17 protein-coding genes are annotated in these 21,395 nt (G+C 73.8%); 4 read left to right on the top strand and 13 right to left on the bottom strand.

Annotation, left to right across the window (positions count from 1 at the left end; all coding sequences use genetic code 11):
• The first annotated feature begins 153 nt into the window (after positions 1–153).
• On the top strand, positions 154–402 hold the full coding sequence (locus FE374_RS01580; RefSeq protein ID WP_139926936.1) for a hypothetical protein: 249 nt from the start codon (positions 154–156) through the stop codon (positions 400–402).
• A gap of 97 nt (positions 403–499) precedes the next feature.
• Positions 500–1,426 carry a coiled-coil domain-containing protein gene (locus FE374_RS01585; RefSeq protein WP_139926937.1) on the top strand — a complete coding sequence of 309 codons (927 nt, stop codon included), beginning with the start codon at positions 500–502 and terminating at the stop codon, positions 1,424–1,426.
• Between the two features lie 24 nt (positions 1,427–1,450).
• On the opposite strand, the gene FE374_RS01590 is transcribed toward FE374_RS01585, so the two are convergent.
• Together FE374_RS01590 and FE374_RS01595 are read right to left on the bottom strand one after the other, a co-directional pair.
• Complete coding sequence (locus FE374_RS01590) at positions 1,451–2,566, bottom strand: maleylacetate reductase (protein WP_139926938.1); 1,116 nt, start codon at positions 2,564–2,566, stop codon at positions 1,451–1,453.
• A 119-nt stretch (positions 2,567–2,685) separates the two neighbouring features.
• Positions 2,686–3,621, bottom strand: coding sequence for a ribonuclease Z (locus tag FE374_RS01595; RefSeq protein ID WP_139926939.1), 936 nt, complete (start codon positions 3,619–3,621; stop codon positions 2,686–2,688).
• A gap of 172 nt (positions 3,622–3,793) precedes the next feature.
• Here FE374_RS01595 and FE374_RS01600 point away from each other — a divergent pair, with 172 nt between their 5' ends.
• Together FE374_RS01600 and FE374_RS01605 are read left to right on the top strand one after the other, a co-directional pair.
• Complete coding sequence (locus tag FE374_RS01600) at positions 3,794–4,990, top strand: helix-turn-helix transcriptional regulator (RefSeq protein WP_139926940.1); 1,197 nt, start codon at positions 3,794–3,796, stop codon at positions 4,988–4,990.
• A 72-nt stretch (positions 4,991–5,062) separates the two neighbouring features.
• Positions 5,063–5,407, top strand: coding sequence for a DUF488 domain-containing protein (locus FE374_RS01605; protein ID WP_139926941.1), 345 nt, complete (start codon positions 5,063–5,065; stop codon positions 5,405–5,407).
• A 66-nt stretch (positions 5,408–5,473) separates the two neighbouring features.
• On the opposite strand, the gene FE374_RS01610 is transcribed toward FE374_RS01605, so the two are convergent.
• The 11 genes from FE374_RS01610 to FE374_RS01660 form a co-directional block, all read right to left on the bottom strand.
• Positions 5,474–6,151 (bottom strand): response regulator transcription factor, encoded by a 678-nt coding sequence (locus FE374_RS01610; RefSeq protein ID WP_223173615.1) that lies wholly within the window; start codon positions 6,149–6,151, stop codon positions 5,474–5,476.
• Entirely contained in the window at positions 6,148–8,301 is a 2,154-nt protein-coding gene (locus tag FE374_RS01615; RefSeq protein WP_139926942.1) for a sensor histidine kinase, read from the bottom strand. Before FE374_RS01615 ends, FE374_RS01610 begins: the two co-directional genes overlap by 4 nt.
• 16 nt (positions 8,302–8,317) lie before the next feature.
• Positions 8,318–8,923: a hypothetical protein gene (locus FE374_RS01620; protein WP_139926943.1), complete on the bottom strand. Its 606-nt coding sequence runs from the start codon at positions 8,921–8,923 to the stop codon at positions 8,318–8,320.
• A 201-nt stretch (positions 8,924–9,124) separates the two neighbouring features.
• Entirely contained in the window at positions 9,125–11,233 is a 2,109-nt protein-coding gene (locus FE374_RS20150; RefSeq protein ID WP_139926944.1) for an ABC transporter permease, read from the bottom strand.
• The gene (gene modA / locus FE374_RS01630) at positions 11,230–12,147 is read right to left on the bottom strand and encodes a molybdate ABC transporter substrate-binding protein (protein WP_230978421.1); all 918 of its coding nucleotides are present in this window, start codon (positions 12,145–12,147) and stop codon (positions 11,230–11,232) included. Before modA ends, FE374_RS20150 begins: the two co-directional genes overlap by 4 nt.
• Positions 12,144–12,554 (bottom strand): TOBE domain-containing protein, encoded by a 411-nt coding sequence (locus FE374_RS01635; protein ID WP_139926945.1) that lies wholly within the window; start codon positions 12,552–12,554, stop codon positions 12,144–12,146. Before FE374_RS01635 ends, modA begins: the two co-directional genes overlap by 4 nt.
• Before the next feature lie 227 nt (positions 12,555–12,781).
• Positions 12,782–13,558 carry a respiratory nitrate reductase subunit gamma gene (gene narI, locus FE374_RS01640; RefSeq protein WP_139926946.1) on the bottom strand — a complete coding sequence of 259 codons (777 nt, stop codon included), beginning with the start codon at positions 13,556–13,558 and terminating at the stop codon, positions 12,782–12,784.
• Complete coding sequence (gene narJ / locus FE374_RS01645; RefSeq protein ID WP_139926947.1) at positions 13,555–14,253, bottom strand: nitrate reductase molybdenum cofactor assembly chaperone; 699 nt, start codon at positions 14,251–14,253, stop codon at positions 13,555–13,557. Before narJ ends, narI begins: the two co-directional genes overlap by 4 nt.
• Positions 14,250–16,040, bottom strand: a complete 1,791-nt coding sequence (gene narH / locus FE374_RS01650) for a nitrate reductase subunit beta (protein ID WP_139926948.1) — start codon at positions 16,038–16,040, stop codon at positions 14,250–14,252. The genes narJ and narH overlap by 4 nt, the downstream gene beginning before the upstream one ends.
• Before the next feature lie 51 nt (positions 16,041–16,091).
• Positions 16,092–19,868 (bottom strand): nitrate reductase subunit alpha, encoded by a 3,777-nt coding sequence (locus tag FE374_RS01655; protein ID WP_139926949.1) that lies wholly within the window; start codon positions 19,866–19,868, stop codon positions 16,092–16,094.
• A 51-nt stretch (positions 19,869–19,919) separates the two neighbouring features.
• Positions 19,920–21,164, bottom strand: a complete 1,245-nt coding sequence (locus FE374_RS01660; protein WP_269142053.1) for an MFS transporter — start codon at positions 21,162–21,164, stop codon at positions 19,920–19,922.
• Positions 21,165–21,395 lie beyond the last annotated feature (231 nt).

Consider the following 21,395-nt stretch of genomic DNA (forward strand, 5'->3'; position numbering starts at 1 on the left):
CTGTTCGTCGCGTGCGAGATCACCCTAAGCGGAAGGTCTCGGCGTCCCGGTCGACGGCCGGTGGCATCAGTAACAGATGCCCGGACGTCCGAGCGCCCCAGCGCCCCAGCATCCGTCGAACAGACGTTCGACAAATTGATGTAGCCTTCTTCCATGGCCGTCGAGCAGGTTCCCCTGAGCGAGCAGGCCCACAGCCTCGGCCCGGCGCAGTACGGCGAGCCGGTCACACGGCCGGACGAGCCCCCGCCCGTGCGGGCCTGGATCCACACCCGCACGGGGCACGAGGCGGTCGACGGCGTCGCCGTCGCGTGGACACCGCGCGCGGTGCGCCTGCGATACACCGACGGGCACGGTCGTGAAGGGTTCGCCTGGGTCTGGGCGAACGCCGTCGCCCGCCGGTGACGCCGTGGCGGCTGCCGTCTCCCGCCGACGCCCAGAGGAACGCCGTCGCCGCCCGTTGATGTCGCGCGCGCCGGGCGAGGATGGTGCGATGGCGGACATGACCGCGCACGAAGCGGAGGGCCGGGCGGATCTCGCCGCGGTGGCCGAGGCGCTGTACGCGCTCGTGCCGGGCGAGTTCACCCGCGCGCGCAACGACCGCGCCACCCAGCTGCGCGCCGACGGCGAGAAGGACCTGGCCGACGCCGTCAAGGCGCTGCCCAAACCCTCGGCCGGTGCCTGGCTGGTCAACATGATGGTCCGGCAGATGAGTGAGGAGATCGGCCAGGTGCTCGAGCTCGGGGCCGCGCTGCGCCAGGCCCAGGAGCAGCTCGACGCCGCGCAGCTGCGTGCGCTGAACACCCAGCGGCGCCGGCTGACCTCAGCCGTCGTCCGGCAGGCGGTCAAGGTCGCCGCCGGCCTCGGGCAGAAGGTGAGCCCCGCCGTCGCCGACCAGGCGGAGGCGACCCTCCACGCGGCCATGACGGACGACGGCGCCGCGGCCGCCCTGCGCACCGGCCTGCTCGTCGCGCCGATGGAGGCGGTCGGCCTGAGCGGGGTGGACCTCGCCGGGGTGGTGGCGGTGCCCGGCGCCATGGACCACGTGCCCCGGACGGTGGAAGCGGAAGCGGCGGCCGAGGAGTCGCCGGCGCGGCGGCTGACGGTCGTGCCCGACCGCACCCGGCTGCTCGAGGAGGCCACGGAGGCGCTCGAGGCGGCTCAGTTCCTCGCCGACGGCGCCGCGCGGGCGCTGCGCAAGGCCGAGGACCACGTGAGCCGGCTCGAGGCGCGCGGTCTGCAGCTGCGCGCGGAGATCGAGGAGCTCCAGCGGCAGATCGACGAGCGTGAGACGACGCTGCAGAGCGTCGAGGACGACCTCGGCGAGGCCGACGAGCAGCGCGAGGCCGCGGTGGAGACCTACGACGAGGCGCAGGCCGCCCTCGACGCCGCGAGACAGAAGGTGGCCAAGCTGAAGCGCCGGCGCTGACGGCCGCCTCCCTTGACGCAGCGGTCAGGCCACCTCCCCGAACGCCGCCGTCAGCACCGCGCGCACCTCCGCGGTGCCCACCGGGCGCGGGTTGGCGATCGGCAGCTCGGCGCTGACCCGGTCGATGGCCTCCTCCAGCTGGTCCGGCCGCAGCCCGATCTGTGCCAGGGTGCGCGGCGCCCCGACCTCGGCGTAGAGCCGGCGCATGCCGGAGACCGCCTCCTCCGCCCCCAGGGCGTGCGCGATTCGCTCGCCGACCACGGGTACTGCCGGCAGGTTGAGCGCGAGCACGTTGGGCAGCACGACGGCGTGCGTGGCGGCGTGCGGCAGGTTGAAGGCGCCGCCGAGGACGTGGCAGATCTTGTGGTGGAGCCCGGCGCCCGTGACGGCGTATGTGCCGCCGGCGAGGAAGGCGCCGTAGAGGAGCTGCTCACCGGCGGCGGCGGGGGTGCCCGCCCAGGTGGCCACCGGGTCACGCAGGGAGGCCTCCGGTGAGGCCGCGCGCTGCAGCCCCTCCCGGCCGATCGCCCGCAGACCGGTGGCGAGCGCCGTCGTCGCCTCGTCGGCCAGGGCCGAGCTGACCGGATTGGCCCGCGGCGCCCAGTGGGCCTCGACCACGTGCGCGAGCGCGTTCAGCGCGGAGCTCACGGCCAGCCGGCGGGGGAGCTGGTCGGTGAGGTTCGGGTCCAGGACGACGGTGCGGGGCTGGACGGCCGGGTCGGTGCCGGTCTCCTTGTGGCCCGAGCGGGTCAGCCCCCACACAGGGGTCATCTCCGAGCCCGCGTAAGTGGTGGGCACCGCGAGGATCGGGATGCCGGTCTCCCGGGCGACGATCTTGGCCGTGCCGGTGGTGGACCCGCCGCCGATGCTGAGCACGCCGTCGGCCCGGGCACGCCGGGCCACGACCACGGCCTGCTCGGCGACGTCCGCCGGCACGTGCTGCTCGACCTTGGTGAACCAGGCGACCACGGCGTCCGCGAAAGGGCCAGTGACCTCGCGCGCCAGGGGTTCCAGGGCCCGGGCGCTGACCACCAGGAGCCGCTGAATGCCCAGCCGCTCGACCTCCTCGGGCAGTGCCGTGCGCACGGTGCCGCGGCCGAACACGACGCGCGCGGGCGAGGTCTCGAAGGAGAACTGCATCCGAACCCCCTTGGTCGCTCGGAGGGAGGTCACCGGCACGCAGGCCGGTCCGCCCTGACTCCATGATGACCCCGCCGGGGGCGGTGCGGGGGTGGTTACGGCATTCGGTGCGGGGGTGGTTACGGCGTTTGGCGCGGCGGTGCTGACGGCGGGCGGTGCGGCGGTGCAGACGGCGGGCGGCGCGGCGGCAGCACGAACCGGTCGAGGTCGGCGGCCGCCACCACCCGTGCCTGACCCGCGCGGGCCCGGGCCTGGGCCGCGAGGTGCGTGACGTCGGGGTAGCGCGCCGAGAAGTGGGTGAGCACGAGGGTGCCGGCGCCGCCGTGCCCGGCGAGCCCGCCCGCCTGCCCCGCCGTCAGGTGCAGGTACGCCCCGGCCAGGTCGGCGTCCTCGTCGGCGAAGGTGCTCTCTGTGACGAGGAGGTCGGCGCCGTCGGCGAGCTCTTCGGCGCCGGCACACACGGCGGTGTCCATCACCAGCGCGAACCGCTGCCCCCGGCGTGGCACGCTGACGTCCTCGAGGCGCACGCCGTCCACCCGGCCCTCGCGCTGCAGCCGGCCCACCGCCGGGCCGGACAAGCCGACGGCGGCGAGCTGCTCCGGGACCAGGGTGCGGCCGTCCGGCTCGACCAGTCGGTAGCCGAAGGCGGCGATCCGGTGCCGCAGCGGCACGACCGTCAGCCCCGGCGCCACCTCATCCGCCGAGCCGTGCGGCACCAGCCGGACGTCGACGCCGGGACCGGCCAGGGCCACCAGGGCACGCACCACCTCCTCGCCCGCAGCTGGGTAGTGCAGGTGCACCGGGTGGTCGGCGCCGTCGACGGCCATCCTCGCGAGCACCCCGGGCAGCCCGAAGCAGTGGTCGCCGTGGACGTGGGTCAGGCAGATCCGGGTGATCGACGGCGCCGCGACCCCGGCGTGGATCATCTGCCGCTGGGTGCCCTCACCCGGGTCGAACAGCAGGCTCTCCCCGTCCCAGCGCAGCAGGTAGCCGTTGTGGTTGCGGGTGCGGGTGGGCACCTGGGAGGCGGTGCCCAGCACGATCAGCTCTCGCACCCGTCGAGTCTCACCCGTGCGTGGGGACGGCGCCCGCGGGTGAAGCGGGTGTCCGAGGGGCACGCGGGTGGCCGGGCACCGGCGTCGTGCGCGCAATCTCGCTGGCGACCCCCCAGAAGTAGGGGGTGGCAAGATTCGCCCGGCTTCGAGTGGGTCCCGCCACGATATGCGCATGGCGAATCCGGGCGTGGAGGCGGTGCGTGGCCGGCTGGAGCGCGCCGCGCGCGCCGGTCTGGACCCGGCCGCGTACGCCCACGAGTCACTGTCGGTGCTGGGTCGGGCCGTGCCGTTCGACGCCGCGTGCCACGGCAGCCTCGACCCGGGGACCGGTCTGATCACCGGCTCCACGAAGGTTGCGCTCCCGAGCGACCACGACGTGGAGTTCCTCGCCCACGAGTACGTCACCGACGAGGTGAACCTCTTCGTCGACCTCGCCCGCCGGCCGCGCCCGGTGGGCGTCCTCGTGGACGACACCGGCGGCGACCCGAACCGCAGCACCCGCTACCGAGACCTGCTCACCACCCGGTACGGGCTCCAGCACGAGCTACGGGCCGCGCTGGTCGTCGGGGGCGCCGCGTGGGCCACGCTGGCCCTCTATCGTCAGGGCTCGCGCGGGTTCAGCGCGAGCGAGGCGGACCTGGTGGCTGCAATCGCCCCGGTGCTCGCCCTGGGGGCACGTGCCGCGGTGGCGGCCGGTGCGGCCCAGCGGCTGCGGCAGGCCCCACCTGCCGCGTCTGCCGCGGCCGCCGCGTCTGCCGCGTCTGCCGCGGCCGCCGGCGGGTGGCAGGCGGGTGAGGGTGGAGCGCCGGGCGTGCTCGTGGTCGACTCCGCGGGCCGGGTGGTGCAGTCCACCACGACGGCCGAGCACCTGGTCGCCGAGCTCGGCGGCGCCGTGCACGGTGAGCTGCCGATCGCCGTCGTCGCGACGATCGCCGCAGCCCGCGCCCCCGCACGCCGGGGCAGGCTGCTGCAGGCCCGGGCGCGGGTCCGCACCCGCACCGGCCGGTGGCTCGTGGTGCACGGCGCGGCGCTCGCCGACCACGCCGGCGACCGCCGGCACGTGGTCGTCACGATCAAGCAGGCAGGCCCGCCGGAGGTGGTGCCGGTCGTCGTCGCCGCGCTGGGCCTCAGCGCCCGCGAGCGCGACGTCGTCGCGGGAGTGCTGCGTGGGGCCAGCACGGCGGAGATCGCCGCGGCCCTGCACCTCTCGCCCTACACGGTGCAGGACCACCTGAAGTCCGTCTTCGACAAGGCGGGTGTCTCCAGCCGTCGTGAGCTCGTCGCGAAGGTGTTCTTCGACCAGTACGCGCCACGGCTCGGCGGCGCGCTGAGCCCGTCGGGCTGGTTCGCGCCCCCGTCGGCTCCGTGAGTGCGGCAAGGAGCGGCGCGGTTCGGGCGCGACAGGACTTGCCCACGCCGCGGGTGGGGCCACCATGGGGTCATGGCCATCCAGATCGCGCGCGTCTACGACCCGCCGGAGGACGACGGCGCGGCCCGCGTGCTGGTGGACCGGCTGTGGCCTCGCGGGGTCGCCAAGGCCGACGTGCACGTCGACCTGTGGCTCAAGGAGATCGGGCCCTCGACCGAGCTGCGCACGTGGTTCGGCCACGAACCGGCGAAGTTCGAGGAGTTCGCCCGCCGCTACCGCGCCGAGCTCGACGCCAACCCGGCAGTCGGCCGACTCCGCGACCTCGAGCGTGAGCAGGGCACCGTCACGCTGGTCTACTCGGCGAAGGACACCGAGCACAACCAGGCCGTCGTGCTGCGGGACTACCTGACCGGCTGACACCCGCGCGGCGCCGCACCGGCGCCCCCGCCTGGAGCCTCATGCCTCCGCTCATGCCACCCGACCTCACGTCGGCCGGTGCCGGCCCAGCCCCGCGGCGCGGGCGCGGGCGAGGGCCGCCTCCCGGTCCGGCACGCCCAGCCTGCGTGGGATCCCCGTGAGGTAGTTGCGTACCGACTTCGTGCTCAGATGGAGCCGGCCGGCGATGCGGGCGACGTCGTACCCCGAGGCGAGCAGGTCGAGGATCTCCCGCTCACGCTCGCTGAGCTCCGGCAGCGGCGGGGCATACGGTGCACCGCCCGCCCGCAGCATCGCCCGGGCGTGCGCCACGGCACTGGGCCCGAAGTGCAGCTCCCGCCGGGCCGCCGCGTGGACGACCTCGAGCAGCTCGTCCTCGTCGGCGCCCTTGAGCACGTAGCCCACCGCACCGTGCCGGATCGCCTCGGCCAGCTGCTCGGCGTCGTCGACCATCGTCAGCATGACCACGGCGACGTCGGGGGCGAGCACCTGCAGCCGGGAGGTGACCGCGATGCCGTCCTCGTCCGGCATGCGGATGTCCATGAGCATCACCTGCGGCCGGGCGGTGACCGCCACCTTGACCGCTTCCGCACCGTCGGCGGCGGACCCGACGAGCTCGACGTCGGCGCGAGAGTCGAAGAGAGCCCGCAGGCCCTCGCGGAAGAGGGTGTGGTCGTCGGCGACCGCCACCCGGATCGGCGGGCCGACGGCGGGTGTCTGGCTCACAGGTCCGCCTTGGTGAGGCCCGGCCCGGGCAGCCGCGGGCCGGCGGGCTTTGGCAGCCGCGGGTCGCTGGGCTCGGGCAGCGGCAGCGACGCGGTCACGACGGTGCCGTGGACGTCGGAGGCGATGCGCACGCTGCCGCCGAGCTCGCGCGCCCGGTCGAGCATCGACGTCGTCCCCACCCCGGGCGTGCCCTGGAGCCTCGCCCCGTCCGGTGCGTCGGCGTCCGGTCCGGCGGTGGGTGCGCCGCCGCTCCCGTCGTCCCGCACGGTCAGGCGCAGTGCGCCGGGCTGGAGCTCGACCCGGACCTCGCACCGGGTGCCGCTCGAGTGCCGCCACGCGTTCGCGACGGCCTCGACAGCGATCCGGTAGGCGGCGACCTCGATGGCGGCGGGCAGCGCGGCCCGCCGCACGGCGTCGTCGGCGCGCACCTCCACCGGCATCGTCGAGGCGGTGCGGGTGAACGCGGTCAGGGCACCGACCAGGCCCAGCTCGTCGAGCGCGGGCGGACGCAGCCCGTAGACGAGCCGGCGCACCTCCACCACCGCGCCACCGACGTGCCGGCGGGCGTCCTCCAGCAGGGCCGCGGCGCGCGCCGGGTCCGTCGCGAGGTGGTTGCCGGCGGCGGCCAGGGACAGGCGCACCGCGCCGAGCGTGGGGCCGAGCCCGTCGTGCAGGTCGTTGCGGATGCGGCGCCGCTCCTCCTCGCGGGCGCTGACGAGCGCCCGGTAGGAGTGGGCGAGCCGCCGGTCGAGCGTGGTCGCGTGGGCGAGGACGCCGAGGTGGGCGAGCGTCGGGTCGAGGGCGTGCCGGCTCGCGCGGTCGGGCTCGCCCACGAGGACGAGCTCGCCGACCGGCGTGCCCGCGTGGACCAGACCGAACGCACGACGCGGCGCCGTCGCGGGCGCGGTGCCGGCGTGCACGACCTCGCCGCCGGGCAGGGTGATCTCCACGGCGGCCAGCCGCAGCGACCGGCGCAGCGTCGCCACGGCGGTCTCCAGGGCATGACCGGTGCCTGGGGCGGTGGTGAGGGCGGCGAGCAGGACGGCGGGATCATCGCGGGTGCCGTACAGGGCGCGGTTGACCACGGCGCGCACGGCCAGGAAGGCCGGGTGGACGGCGACGGCGACCGCCCCGGCCGCGACCACCGCAGCCCCGGTGGGGTCCAGCGCGACGGTCACCGCGATCGCGACGACCACCAGGTACACCGTCACGGCGCCGACGCCGAGCAACGCGTAGGTGGCGGTCCGGGCGATCGCGGACGTGGCGTCCCAGAGCCCGCGGCGCAGCACCGCAGCCGCGACGGCCAGCGGGACGAGCTCGAAGCTCAGCACGATCCCGGCCTGGACGACGAGGTCGGCGACCGTGCCCGGACCGACGCCTAGGGCTTGCTGGGCCACCGTCGCCACCAGCAGCGCCGTCCCGGCGATCGTGAACGCCCCGGCGACCCACCGCGCCTGAGACCGTCCCGCCGGGTCCGTGCGGTGGTACCGGCTCAGCACCACGAGCACCACCACACCCAGGAGCGCCACCGTCCCGGCGGTCTCCACCGGGCCGGGCAGGCCCGCCCCGACCATCCCGGCCAGCTCGACCAGGACCACCAGCGCGATCAGGAGCGCGGTCCACCGCGGGGCGAAACGCCCGGTCGGGAACGTCAGCAGCCAGGCCACGAACGCGACCAGCACCGCGGCGTCGACCACCGCCACGACCCTGGTCCAACCCGGCGACGCGGCCGCGAGCGCGGGCAAGGTCTGCGGGAACACCAGCCCGACTCCCACCAGTACCGCGGCCGCCGTCAGCGCCTCTGGGCGGGGGCCGGCCACCCGGACCAGCAGCACCGCCACCGCGAGGTACGTCAGCACCAGCAGGCTCAGCAGCACGATGCCGGCGACGGCGTACCCCACCGGGGTCAGCCCGAGCCCGTTCAGCCCGGCCACCTCCGCGGGGGTGAGCGCACCGGGCGGGCAGGGGCTGGCCGCGCACACGGCGGACCCGGCCGCGATGGCGGCTGGCACGCTCAGAGCGAAGAGCGCCGCTGCCGCCAGCGCTGCGGCGAGGATGCCCGCCCGGGCCAGGGCAGACCACCGCGCGGTCGCGACCGGCGCCGTCGCCGGCACGGTCGGGGCAACGATGCCTGGGGCGACGGCGTCCACGCCTGGACCCTAGCGACTACGCCACGGCGGGGTGGGTGGTACCAGCCCGCCAGGTGCGCCGGCGAGCGGCGGCCGCGACACCGATCCAGACGAGCGCCATGAAGGCGGCGTTGAGCGGCACCAGGAACATGATCGGCAGGTAGAGCGCGACGCCGAGGCCCACCGGCCAGGGCCACGTGCCCGCGCGGACCCCCGTCACGGCGGAGCCGACCATCCCGACGAGCGCGATGAGAACTTCGGCGGTGACGAGCCCTGACGGCGGCTCGGTGCCCGTGACCACCACCCCGATCATCGACAGCCCGCTGGCCGCCAGCCCCAGGACCGCCAGCCACCACCACGCCCGGCGCCCCGCCGCCTGCCACCACAACCCCCGGCCCGCCCGCCCCCGCGTCGGCACCAGCGCCGCGAGCGCGAGCGCACCCAGGAGGAAGGCCACGCCGACGAGGCCCTCCGAGACGCGGCCGAGTCCCTGGCTGTGGTCGTCCAGCGCGGCGGGGTCGACCATGCTGACGGCGACGTCGCCGAGAAGTGCCGCCGCCGCCAGCAGCGCGGCCACGGCGGCCAGGCGGCGTCGGGTCGGTGTGATGGCGGGGGCCGTGCGGGTGGTGGTCGTGGCGGTCATCGGTGCCTCCTGGTCCGGCCCCGGACGGGGCGTGTACCGGGAAGCCTGGCGCCGGGGAATGCCCGGGCGACCACGGGACGGTCCTGAATGACGGGAACCGGTGTCCCGACGGCGAGGCCGATGTCGTCGCCGACGGCGCCACCACCACCGTGACGCGGGGCGGCGCGATGTCGGGTGCGACGCGGTGCGTCGCCCGTCTCGTCAGGCCGGGAAGATCGCCACCTCGGCGGCCTTGACCGTGAACAGCGCCGCGGCGCCCGCGTCAAGCTCCAGCGCGGCGACCGCGGCGGGCGTGATGTCGGCCGCCAGCCGGTGCCCGTCGGCGGTGCCGGCGTGCACGCGCACCAGCTCGCCGAGGTGCTCCAGCGACGCCACGACCACCGGCACGGTGTTGCGCGGGCTGCCGCCGGGCGGGTCGCGGTGGACGCTGACGGCGCGGGGGCTGAAGGTCGCCGCCACCTGCTCGTCGGGCCGACAGGCCGGGTCGACCAGGCCGTGCACCACCAGCGGGCCGGGCTCGGCCACCACCGCTCCGCCGTCGGCGTCACCGAGCCGCAGCGACCCGGCGACGAGGTTCACTCCCGCGAGCCGCGCCGCGAAGGCGGACCGCGGACGGGTCAGGACCTCGAGAACCGGGCCGTGCTCGACCACCCGGCCGCCCTCCAGGACGACGACGTCATCGGCCAGTGCCAGGACGTCCAGCAGGTCGTGGGTGACGAGGACCGCGGTGCGGCCCGACTCGCGCAGGACCGTCCGCAGAGCCTGGCGCATGGCCACCGCGGCGTCGACGTCGAGCGCGGAGAGTGGCTCGTCCAGCAGCACGACGTCGGGCTCGGGCGCCAGTGCCCGAGCCAGTGCCACGCGCTGCGCCTGCCCGCCGGAGAGCTGGTGCGTCCGGCGCCCGGCCAGGTGTGCGGCCCCGACCCGGCCCAGCGCGTCCTGGGCCACGCCGCGAGCCACGGCGCGGGGCGTGCCCGTGGCGCGCGGACCGAAGGCGACGTTGCCCAGCGCGTCCAGGTGCGGCAGGAGCAGCGGCTCCTGGGCGAGCAGGCTCACGCGGCGCGCGTGGGGCGCCACCCATGCGTCCGGCCCGGCGACCGTGCGGGCGCCGATGCGCACGGTCCCCGCCGCGGGGCGCACGAGCCCGGAGAGCAGCCCGAGCAGCGTCGACTTTCCGGCCCCGTTCGGGCCGAGGACTGCGAGCACGCCACCGCCCGGCACCTCCACGTCGAGGTGGATGTCCCGCTCGGGCACGCTCGCGTGGACTGAGATCGGCGTGGCAGGTACCCGTGGCCGCCCCGGCGGGCGGACCGGGGAGCTTTCGTCGGGCAAAGCCTGACGGATCGTCCCCGATGTGGGCGAGGCGGTCGCCGCTGCGGCGCCGGGCCGGGAATCGGGTGGGGGCCGCCGCTGCGTCGCGAGCACCATCACCGCCGCCACGGCGATGAGGACCACGGACAGCGCCAGCGCCGCATCGGGATCGGTCTCGCGCTGCAGGTAGATCTCCAGCGGCAGGGTGCGCGTGACGCCCTGCAGCGAGCCCGCGAACGTTAGCGTCGCGCCGAACTCGCCGAGCGCCCGGGCGAAGGCGAGGGCGGTGCCCGAGGCCAGGGCCGGGAGCAGCAGCGGCACGGTGACGCGCCGCAGGACCGTGGTGGGGCGCGCACCCAGGGTGGCGGCGATCCGCTCGTAGCGTTGCCCGGCGGTACGCGCGGCCCCCTCGAGGGAGAGCACGAGGAACGGCAGCGAGACGAACGTTTGCGCGATCACCACCGCGGTGGTGGAGAACGCGATGTCGACCCCCAGCGCCTCGAGCCGGGCGCCGAGCAGACCCCGGCGTCCGAGCGTGGTCAGCAGGGCCAGTCCCGAGACCACCGGCGGCAGGACCAGCGGAAGCAGGACGACGGTGCGCAGCACCCGCAGCCCTGGCAGCCGGCCGCGGGCCAGCACGAGGGCCAGCGGCACCCCGAGGAGCACGCACAGCACGGTGGCGCTCAGCGACGTGCGCAGGCTCAGCACCAGCGCTGCGACCGACGCCTCGGAGGAGACCAGGGCGGGGAACCGGGACCACGGCACCCGCAGCAGCATCCCCAGCACCGGTACGACGATGACCAGCACCGCCGCGCCGGCTGGCAGGAAGACCCATCCCGGCAGCCCCGCGTCCTCGGCGGCACCTCGGCCCGCCCGCCGGCGGTCGTTCGGCCCCCGCCCCGCCCGCCGGCGGTCGTTCGGCCCCCGCCCCGCCCGCCGGCGGTCGTTCGGGCCTCGTCCCGCCCGCCCGGCGCGGGCCTGGCGCGGGATCGCGGTCACGGCAGGCGGAACCCGGCGTCGGCCAGGATCTCGCGCCCGGCCTCCCCGGTGAGGGTGTCCACCCATAGCTGCGCGAGCTCGGGCGCCTGGCTGTCCTGAAGGATCGCCACCCGGTACCGGTTGACCACCTGGTCGGCCTCGGGCACCGCGATGACCTCGATGGCGTCCCCCGCGCCCGCGGCGTCGGTGCTGTAGACGAGGCCCGCGTCCGCCTGCCCGGAGGTGACCTTGCCGAGCACGTCGGTCACCGCGGACTCCTCGCTCACCGGGTTCAGCGTGACTCCCATCAGCTCGGCGAGCTCCACGGTCGCCGCACCGCACGGCACCTGCGGGGCGCACACCACGAGCGAGGCGCCGTCGAGGCTCGCATCGAGGCCGGCCACGCCGGCCGGGTTGCCCGCCGGGACGATGAGCGTGAGGACGTTCTCGGCGACCAACGTCGGCTCGCCCGCCACCGCGCCGCCCTCGACGGCCTGCGTCATGGTCGACTCGTTGGCGGTGGCCAGCACGTCGGCGGGGGCGCCCGCGAGGATCTGGCTGACCAGGTCGGAGGAGCCGGCGAAGGAGAACGTCACGCTGACCTCGGGGTGTGCCTGCTCGACGGTGGCGCCCAGCTCCTCGAAGACCTTGTTCAGCGAGGCGGCCGCGAAGACCGTGAGCTCGCCGCTCAGCGCGTCCTCGGCCGGGGTGGCCGTCGTCTCCGAGGTGTCGCCCGTCCCGCTGACGCCGTCCGCCGGCTCGTCGGTGCCGTTCGTGCCTCCGCACGCGGCCAGCGCCAGCGCGGGCAGCAGGGCCAGGGGGACGACGGCGGCACGGAGCCTCCCCGGGCACGTGACCCTGGCGCGAGGCCGGCCGTCGTGTCCGCCGGGCCGAGCGTCGTGTCCGCCGGGCCGAGCACCCTGAATACGCTTCACAACGCCGCCTTCGGGGTCTCGATGATCACGGTCGTGGCCTTGACGACGGCGGTGGCCAGGGAACCAGGCTCCAGGCCGAGCTCTTCGGCAGCCTCACGGCTGATCAGGGAGACCACCCGGTACGGGCCGCACTGGAGCTCCACCTGGGCCATGACCCCGTCGGCGAGGACGCGGGTGACCAGGCCCGTGAAGCGGTTGCGCGCGGAGCGACCCACGCCGTCCTCGCCCGGTCCGTTGACCTGGGCGGCATGCTCCTGGGCCCGGCGGGCGAGGTCGACGCCCTGGACCACCTTGCGTCCGGCGGCATCCGTGGAGGACGGGAGGCGTCCGTCGTCGACCCAGCGGCGCACGGTGTCATCGCTGACACCAAGAAGCCCCGCGGCCTCACTGATTCGAAATTGCGACACAAAACGGAGTGTAGCGCCGCATCTGCGGATCCCGGGTCGCAAATTGAGGCAGCACAGGCCATGGCCCGCTCGATCAACCCCCAGGGTTCGTCGGGCGACCCGACCCCGGGGTTCGTCGGGCGACCCGACAAGGCGTCAGCCCGGCCGAGCTGGCGTCGGCCGGGCTGACAGGTGCCGGAGCGGGAACACTGGCCCCTCGAGCCGGAGAAAGCCGGGGGAGGCAACGCTCAGGTGGTGGTGCTCGTCGGCCCCGCGTGCCGGCCCTTCGGCGTCGGCGACTGCTCCCAGCCCGGGCGGGCCGGCCGGGCGCCGGCGCCCTCCTTGCGGGAGCGGTAGACGATGTACGGCCGCGACGCGTAGGGCAGCGGGGCGGAGAACACGTGGACCAGCCGCGTGAACGGCCACACGAGGAACAGCAGGAACGCGGCGACGATGTGCAGCTTGAACGTCAGCGGCACGTCCGCCATCAGCTCGGGCTGCGGCTGGAAGTAGAACAGCGAGCGCAGCCAGGGCGAGATGGTCTCGCGGTAGTCGTACCCGTGCTCCCCGGCCAGGATCTGATGCTGGATGGTGGACCACATGCCCAGCAGGATCGGCAGCGCCAGCAGCACGTACATCAGCTTGTCCACCCGGGTGGTGGCCAGGAACACCGGCCCGGTGGTGCGGCGGCGGTAGATGAGGATGGCCAGGCCCACGATCGTCGCCAGCCCGGCCACCGACCCCATGTAGGTGGCGATGAAGTGGTACGCGGTCTGCCCGAAGCCGACCGCCTCGGTCCACGCCTTCGGGATCAGCAGGCCCATGAAGTGGCCCAGCGCCACGAAGATGATGCCGAAGTGGAACAGCGGCGAGCCCAGCCGCAAGATCCTGTGCTCGTACAGCTCGGAGGAGCGTGTGGTCCACCCGAACTTGTCGTAGCGGTAGCGCCAGATGGCGCCCACCACGAACACGGCCATCGCCACGTATGGGAACACCACCCACGCGAGGGTGCTTGTGGCACTCATGCCCTGACCTCCGAGCTGGCGGCCCCCTGCGGGGCGAACGGTTCCAACGGTCCCAGCGCGCTCAGCCCCACCATCTCCGTGGGAGGGCCCGCGGTGATGAGCTGCAGCAGGCGGTCCTCGACGGCGGCGCTGGGCTTGGGCAGCACCAGGCAGATCGCCTCGACCACCGCCGCGTACGCGCTGCCCATCTGGGTCAGCGCCGAGCGCAGCACCTCGATGCCCTCGCGGTGCGAGGCCAGCAGGGCGCTGCCGAGCTCGGCGTCCCCGACGGCGGTGAACTCCAGCACGATCGGCAGGAAGTCCGGCAGCTCGTTGCGGTCCACCTCCCACCCCGCGGCGCGGTACGCCTCGACGAACCGCACCAGTGCGGTGCCGCGGCGCCGGGTGTCGCCGGTGAGGAAGTAGGACAGGTACATCGAGCACTTGCGCTTGGTGTCGAAGGTGTCGACGTAAGCGCGGGCCAGCTGCTGCGGGTCGGCGGCCAGCGCGTGCTCGGCGAACCCTGCGATCCGGGACCGCACGGCCTCGGGCAGCTGGGCGACGCCGTCGCGCACCGTGGCCATCCGAGCCACCTGCTCGGCGGTGGGGTAGTCGAGCAGCACGGAGGCCGCCATGCAGGTCAGCGCCCGCTGCCGGGCCGTGACGTGCACCGGGCGCAGCGGCTCCAGCGCGGGCACGCGGACGAAGGAGCTCATCGGTGCCCCTCGGCGGCGTCGGAGCCGGGCCGGGCGTCGTCCCGGGAGATACCGGGGAAGCCCCCGGGGTTGGGGTCGTCGCGGAACGTGCCGGCGGCGGCGTCGGGGTCGGTCACCGTCAGCGACTCCGGCTCCGGGGCGCGGCCGGAGCCCGGCGGGAACAGCCCGCTGGCGCTCCCGCGCCCGTCCCAGTTGAGCAGGTTGACCCGCCCGCGCCCGGACGGGGTGTGCGGGCTGTCCGTCGTCTGGCGTTCCTTCAGGGCGTGGAAGGTCTCCACGCTGGCCGGCTGCGGGACGCCGGAGGAGGTGCCGAACGGGCCGGTGCCGCCCATGCCGGGGCCGCCCTCGAAGTCGAGCGAGCAGGCCATCTCCTCCAGGCCCTGCGCCACCTCGGTGTGCGCGGTGGGGATGACGTAACGCTCTTCGTACTTGGCGATGGCCAGGAGCCGGTACATCTCCTGGATCTCCGTGCCGGTCATGCCCACGGCCGCGGCGATCCCCTCGTCGGGCTCCTCCCCGAGGTTGATGTCGCGCATGTAGGAGCGCATGGCGGCCAGGCGGCGCAGCGTCTTCTCCACAGGGGCGGTGTCCCCGGCGGAGAACAGCCCGGCCAGGTACTCCAGCGGGATGCGCATCGTGGACAGCGCCGTCAGCAGCGTCTTGGCGTCCTCACCGTCGTTGCCCGAGGCGGTGACGACGTCGACCACCGGGCTCAACGGCGGGATGTACCAGACCATCGGCAGGGTGCGGTACTCCGGGTGCAGCGGCAGCGCCACCTCGTAGTCGCTGATGAGCCGCCAGATCGGGGAGTTCTGCGCGGCCTCGACCCAGTCCGCCGGGATGCCGTCGCGCCGGGCGGCGGCGACGACCTCCGGGTCGTGCGGGTCGAGGAAGACCGAGCGCTGCGCGGCGAGCAGGTCGTGCTCGTCCTCGACGGCGGCCGCCTCACCCACCCGGTCGGCGTCGTAGAGCACCAGGCCGAGGTAGCGCAGCCGGCCCACGCAGGTCTCCGAGCACACGGTCGGCAGGCCGACCTCGACGCGCGGGTAGCACAGCGTGCACTTCTCGGCCTTGCCGGTCTTGTGGTTGAAGTAGACCTTCTTGTACGGGCAGCCCGTCAAGCACATGCGCCACCCGCGGCACTGCTCCTGGTCCACGAGCACGATGCCGTCCTCGGCCCGCTTGTACATCGCGCCGGAGGGGCACGAGGCCACGCAGGACGGGTTGAGGCAGTGCTCGCAGATCCGCGGCAGGTAGAACATGAAGGTCTTCTCGAACTCCATGGCCACGTGGTCGTTCATGTGCTTGAGCACGGGGTCCAGGGTGGCGATCTCCTGGGAGCCGCCGAGGTTGTCGTCCCAGTTGGCCGACCACTCGATCTTCGTGGGCTCGCCGGTGAGCAGGGACTTCGGGCGCGCGACCGGGGTGTGCCGGGAGTTCGCCGGGGCGGAGAGCAGCGCGTCGTACTCGTACGTCCACGGCTCGTAGTAGTCGTGGATGGTGGGCATCTTGGGGTTGGAGAAGATCGTCGCGAGCTTCTTCAGCCGCCCGCCCGCGCGGAGCTTGACCTTCCCCCGCTTGGTGCGCACCCACCCGCCGCCCCACCGCTCCTGGTCCTGGTAGGTGCGGGGGTAGCCCAGCCCGGGCCGGGTCTCGACGTTGTTGAACCAGACGTACTCCATGCCGGTGCGGTTGGTCCACGCCTGCTTGCACGTCACCGAGCAGGTGTGGCACCCGATGCACTTGTCCAGGTTCATCACCATGGACATCTGCGCCATGACCTTCATAGGGTCACGCTCCCCCTTCGCTCGTGCCTCGCTGCGGAGCTCGCCGTTCCGTCATGAGTACTGCACCTCCTGGCTGCGGCGACGGATGACCGTCACCTCGTCACGCTGGTTGCCCGTGGGGCCGATGTAGTTGAACGCGTAGCTCAGCTGGGCGTAGCCGCCGATGAGGTGGCTGGGCTTGAGCAGCACCCTGGTCACGGAGTTGTGGATCCCGCCGCGCAGCCCGGAGGTCTCCGCCACCGGCACGTCGATGACGCGGTCCTGGGCGTGGTGCATGTACACCGTGCCCTCGGGCATGCGGTGGGAGACCACCGCGCGGGCCACGATCACGCCGTTGCGGTTGTAAGCCTCGATCCACTCGTTGTCCTTGACGCCGATCTTGGCGGCGTCCTGCACCGACATCCAGATGCTCGGGCCGCCGCGGGAGAGGGCGAGCATGAACAGGTTGTCCTGGTACTCGGAGTGGATGGACCACTTCGAGTGCGGCGTCAGGTAGCGCACGGCCACCTCGGCCACCCCGGCGGGTGCGGACCCGGTGGGTGTGGTGTCGCCGGGGATGGCGTCACCGAACAGCCGGTGCATGTCCAGCGGGGGCCGGAAGACGGGCAGGTTCTCCCCGATCTCGCTCATCCAGTCGTGGTCGAGGAAGAAGTGCTGCCGCCCGGTCAGGGTGTGCCAGGGCTTGAGCCGCTCGACGTTGATGACGAACGCCGAGTACCGCCGTCCGCCGTGCTCGGAGCCGGACCACTCCGGGGAGGTGACCACCGCCTGCGGGCGCAGCTGGGTGTCGGCGAAGGTGATGCGGGTGCCGGCGTGGTCGGCGGAGAGGTCCGCCAGCCGGGTGCCGGTGCGCTTCTCCATGTTCTCGAAGCCCTGGGTGGCCAGCCGGCCGTTGGTGGTGCCGGAGAAGGCCAGGATCATCTCGCAGGCCTTGGTGTCCTTGTCCAGCAGGGGCCGCCCGGCGGCGACGCCGGAGGTCGCGCGGCCGTTCTTCTCGCCCAGGGCGTGGACCTCCTCCGTCGGGTCGAAGGCGACGCCCTTGGTCACCATGCCGAGCTTGTCCGGCAGCGGACCGAGGGCGTCGAACTTTGCCGCGAGGTTGGGGTAGTCCCGCTCGACGACCACCAGCTTGGGCATCGTCACGCCCGGCGTCATGGGCAGCTCGTCCATGGCGGCGACGGTGCCGTGCGGGGTGGTCAGCTCGTCGGGGGTGTCGTGGGCGAGCGGGGCGGCGACGACGTCGCGGTGCACCCCGAGGTGGCCGGCGCTGAGCGCGCTGACCTTGCGGGCCAGGCTCTGGAAGATCGCGAAGTCCGAGCGGGTCTGCCACGGCGGGTTGATCGCCGGGGTGAAGGCGTGCACGAACGGGTGCATGTCCGTGCTGGACAGGTCGTACTTCTCGTACCAGGTGGCGGCCGGCAGCACGATGTCGGAGAACAGCGTGGTCGAGGTCATCCGGAAGTCGATCGCGGTGAGCAGGTCGAGCTTGCCCTCGGGGGCCTGCTCGCGCCAGACGATGTCCCGCGGGCGCCGCTCCGGCGCGGTCTCGGCCGCCCGGACGGCCGACTCGGTGCCGAGCAGGTGCTTGAGGAAGTACTCGTTGCCCTTGGCGGAGGAGCCGAGCAGGTTCGAGCGCCATACGGTGAGCACCCGGGGGAAGTTCTCCGGGGCGTCGGGGTCCTCGACGGCGTAGCGCAGGTTACCGGCCTTGAGCTCGTCGACCACGTGGTCGGCCACCTCCTTGCCCGCCTCCGCGGCCTCCTGGGTGAGGAGCAGGGGGTTGCGGTTGAAGGTGGGAAAGCTCGGGGTCCAGCCACGCTTGACCGCCTCGACGAGGGTGTCCGCCGTCGTGCGCCCGGCGAACGTGCCGCCGGCGAGCGGGGAGGCGAGGGCGTCGGCGGGCATGCCGTCGTAGCGCCACTGGTCGGTGGCCAGGTACCAGAAGGAGGTGGCGGTCATCTGCCGGGGCGGGCGCTGCCAGTCCAGGGCGAAGCCGTACTGCTGGAAGCCGGTGATCGGCCGGACCTTCTCCTGGCCCACGTAGTGCGCCCAGCCGCCGCCGTTGACGCCCTGGCAGCCGGTCATGGTGGTCAGCGCCAGCATCGCCCGGTAGATGGTGTCGGCGTGGAAGTAGTGGTTGACGCCGGCGCCCATGACGATCATCGACCGGCCCTTGGAGCGCACCGCGTTGTCCGCGAACTCGCGGCCGATGCGGATGGCCGCGTTGGCGGGGACGCCGGTGAGCTCCTCCTGCCAGGCGGGGGTGCCGGGGGTGGTGGGGTCGTCGTAGCCGGCCGGCCAGGTGCCGGGCAGCCCGTCACGGGCCACCCCGTACTGGGCGAGGAGGAGGTCGTAGACGGTGGTGACCAGGCGGCCGGCCACCCGCCGCACGGGCACCCCGCGGCGCACGACGCCGGTGCCGCCGGTGTGCGCGCCGGTCGCGCCCGACTCGGGGGTGGGTGGGACGTCGAAACGCGGCAGGTCCACCGCGACGGCCTCGCTGCCGGGCAGGTCGGCCAGGGTGAGGGTGGGGTCGACGTCTCCCAGGTCGAGGTTCCACCGGCCCTTGCCCGCCTCGCCGAACCGGTCACCCAGGGTGCCGTTGGGGACCACCGGGGTGCCGCCGTCGTCCAGGAGGACGGTGCGGAAGGCGGGCTGCTCGCCGTCGGCCAGGGCGGCGTGCTCGGGGTCGCCGGCGAAGTCGGCGGCGGTGAGGAACTTGCCGGGCACGTAGGCGTCGTCGCGCGGCTCGAGGCTGACCAGGAACGGGGAGTCGGTGTACCGCTTCATATACTCCAGGAAGCGGGGGGTGCGCTCGCGGACGTGGAACTCGGAGAGGATCACGTGCCCCATCGCCAGGGCCAGCGCGCCGTCGGTCCCGGGGTGCACGGCGAGCCACTCGTCGGCGAACTTGGTGTTGTCGGCGTAGTCGGGGGAGACCGCCACCACCTTCTGACCGTGGTAGCGGGCCTCGGCCATGAAGTGGGCGTCCGGGGTCCGGGTGACCGGGATGTTTGAGCCCCACATGATCAGGTACCCGGCGTTGAACCAGTCCGCCGACTCCGGCACGTCGGTCTGGTCGCCGAAGACCTGCGGGGAGGCCATCGGCAGGTCCGCGTACCAGTCGTAGAAGGAGAGCATCTGCCCGCCCATGAGCGAGTAGAACCGTGAGCCGGCGCCGTAGGAGACCTGCGACATCGCCGGGATGACGGAGAAGCCGGCCAGCCGGTCCGGCCCGTACTGCTGGGTGGTGTACACGTGGGCCGCGGCCATGATCTCCTCGACCTCCTCCCACGTGGCACGCACCAGGCCGCCCTTGCCGCGGGCGGCCTTGTACTGCCGGGCACGGGCTGGGTCCTCGACGATGTCGGCCCAGGCCTCGACCGGGTCGGTGAGCCGGGCCTTCGCCTCGCGGTAGAGGTTGAGCAGGGCGGCGCGCACGTAGGGGTAGCGCACCCGGGTGGGGGAGTAGGTGTACCAGGAGAACGCGGCGCCGCGGGGGCAGCCGCGGGGCTCGTACTCGGGGGAGTTCGGGCCCACCGAGGGGTAGTCGGTCTGCTGGGTCTCCCAGGTGATGATGCCGTCCTTGACATACACCTTCCACGAGCACGAACCCGTGCAGTTCACCCCGTGCGTGGAGCGCACCACCTTGTCGTGGCTCCACCGGTCGCGGTAGAACGCGTCACCCTCCCGGCCGCCCTCGAGGAAGATCTGGCGCAGGTCCGGGGAGGCCTTGCCGCGCCGGAGGAACGTGCCCAGCTTCAGCAGGGCGTCCTCTGCGGCGGGCTCGCGGCTGCGCTGGGTGGCCTCGGGCTTGGTGGCCGTCATGGTGGTGTCCTTCCGGGCGGTGCGGGGCCGTGCGGGCGGTGGCCGTGGGTGTCAGGCGCCGGGGCGGGAGGCGCGGCGCACCGGGCCCCAGGTGAAGGCGGCGACGGCGAAGGCGGAGAGGGCGAGCAGCGCGAAGCCGATCGTGTAGGCGCCGGTGCTGCTGTAGACGGCGCCCATGACGAGCGGCGGGAAGAACCCGCCGAGACCGCCGGCGGCGCCGACGATGCCGGTGACCGAGCCGACCTTGTCGGCCGGGGCGACCTTCGCCACGAGGGCGAAGCAGGCGCCCGACGCCGCACCGAGGGTCGCGGCCAGCGTCAGGAACGCGACGGTCCCGACCGGGAGCAGCTCGAGCTTGAGCGCCGCCAGGACCGCCGCCAGGCCGGCGAGCGAGAAGCACACCGTGAGGACGGGCACCGGGTGCCACCGGTCGGAGAGCCAGCCGCCCAAGGGTCGGGCGACCACGGCGAGGATGACGAAGCCCGCGGTGCGGAACGAGGCGTCGGCCCGGGTGAGGTCGTAGTCGGTGGTGAGGTAGGTGGGCAGGTAGACGCTGAAGGCCACGAACCCGCCGAAGCCCATCGCGTAGATGAGCGCAAGCTGGCGCGTGACGGGGATCTTCAGCGTCGCGACCGTGCGGGTGAGGAGCGACCCGGCGGGTGCCGTGCGGCCCGGGGCGTCGCGAAGCAGGACCCGCGCGACGACGGCGTACGCGGCGAGCAGCACAGCGACGAGGATGAACGGGCCCGCACGGCCGAACCGCTCCGCGAGGCTCACCGTGGTGAACGCCGCGACGGCGGTCCCGGCGTTGCCCATCCCGAAGATGCCGAGCGCGGTGCCGCGCCGGGCGGGCGCGAACCAGGCGTTGACGAACGGGACGCCGACGGCGAATGCGGTGCCGCCGAGGCCGAGGAAGAACCCGCCGATGAGGATCATGACGAAGTTGTCCGCGACCAGGCCCACGAACAGAGTGGGGATGATCGTCAGGATGCTCACGAGCGGGAACATCACCCGGGCGCCGAGCCGGTCGGTGAGCGCACCGATGGGGATGCGGCCGAGCGAGCCGACGATGACGGGCACCGCGACGGCCACCGAGAGCTGGATCGGCGTGAGCGCGAGGTCCTCCTGGTAGGTCGGTCCCAACGGACCGATGAGCGACCAGGCCCAGAAGTTGACGAAGAAGCCGATGGTGGCGAGGAGCAGCATGACGTTGGGGCGGCCCGCACTCGCCGACGTCCCGGCGGCCCGTGCCCCGGGCCGCGTACCGGGTGCGGTGCCCGCCTGCTCGGCGCTCACGGGGTCACCCCCGCAGCGGGGCGAGACGGGTATCGGGTGGCGGTGACGGCGGGCATCGAGTGCTCCAAAGTCGTTCAGACAATCCGGGCCGAACCAAAGGTGGTGGGCGCCATTATGCACGGTGTCGGTCGTTGTTTCGACCGAAGTGTGACCCATTTATTCACTGCAGCGAATTACGTCACGGTGCCCGTTCGTTGAACGTTTTTCTACACCTTTTCTGACTGGGTTCCA

Origin of the sequence: Georgenia yuyongxinii, assembly GCF_006352065.1 — a bacterium.
Taxonomy (GTDB): Bacteria; Actinomycetota; Actinomycetes; order Actinomycetales; family Actinomycetaceae; genus Georgenia; species Georgenia yuyongxinii.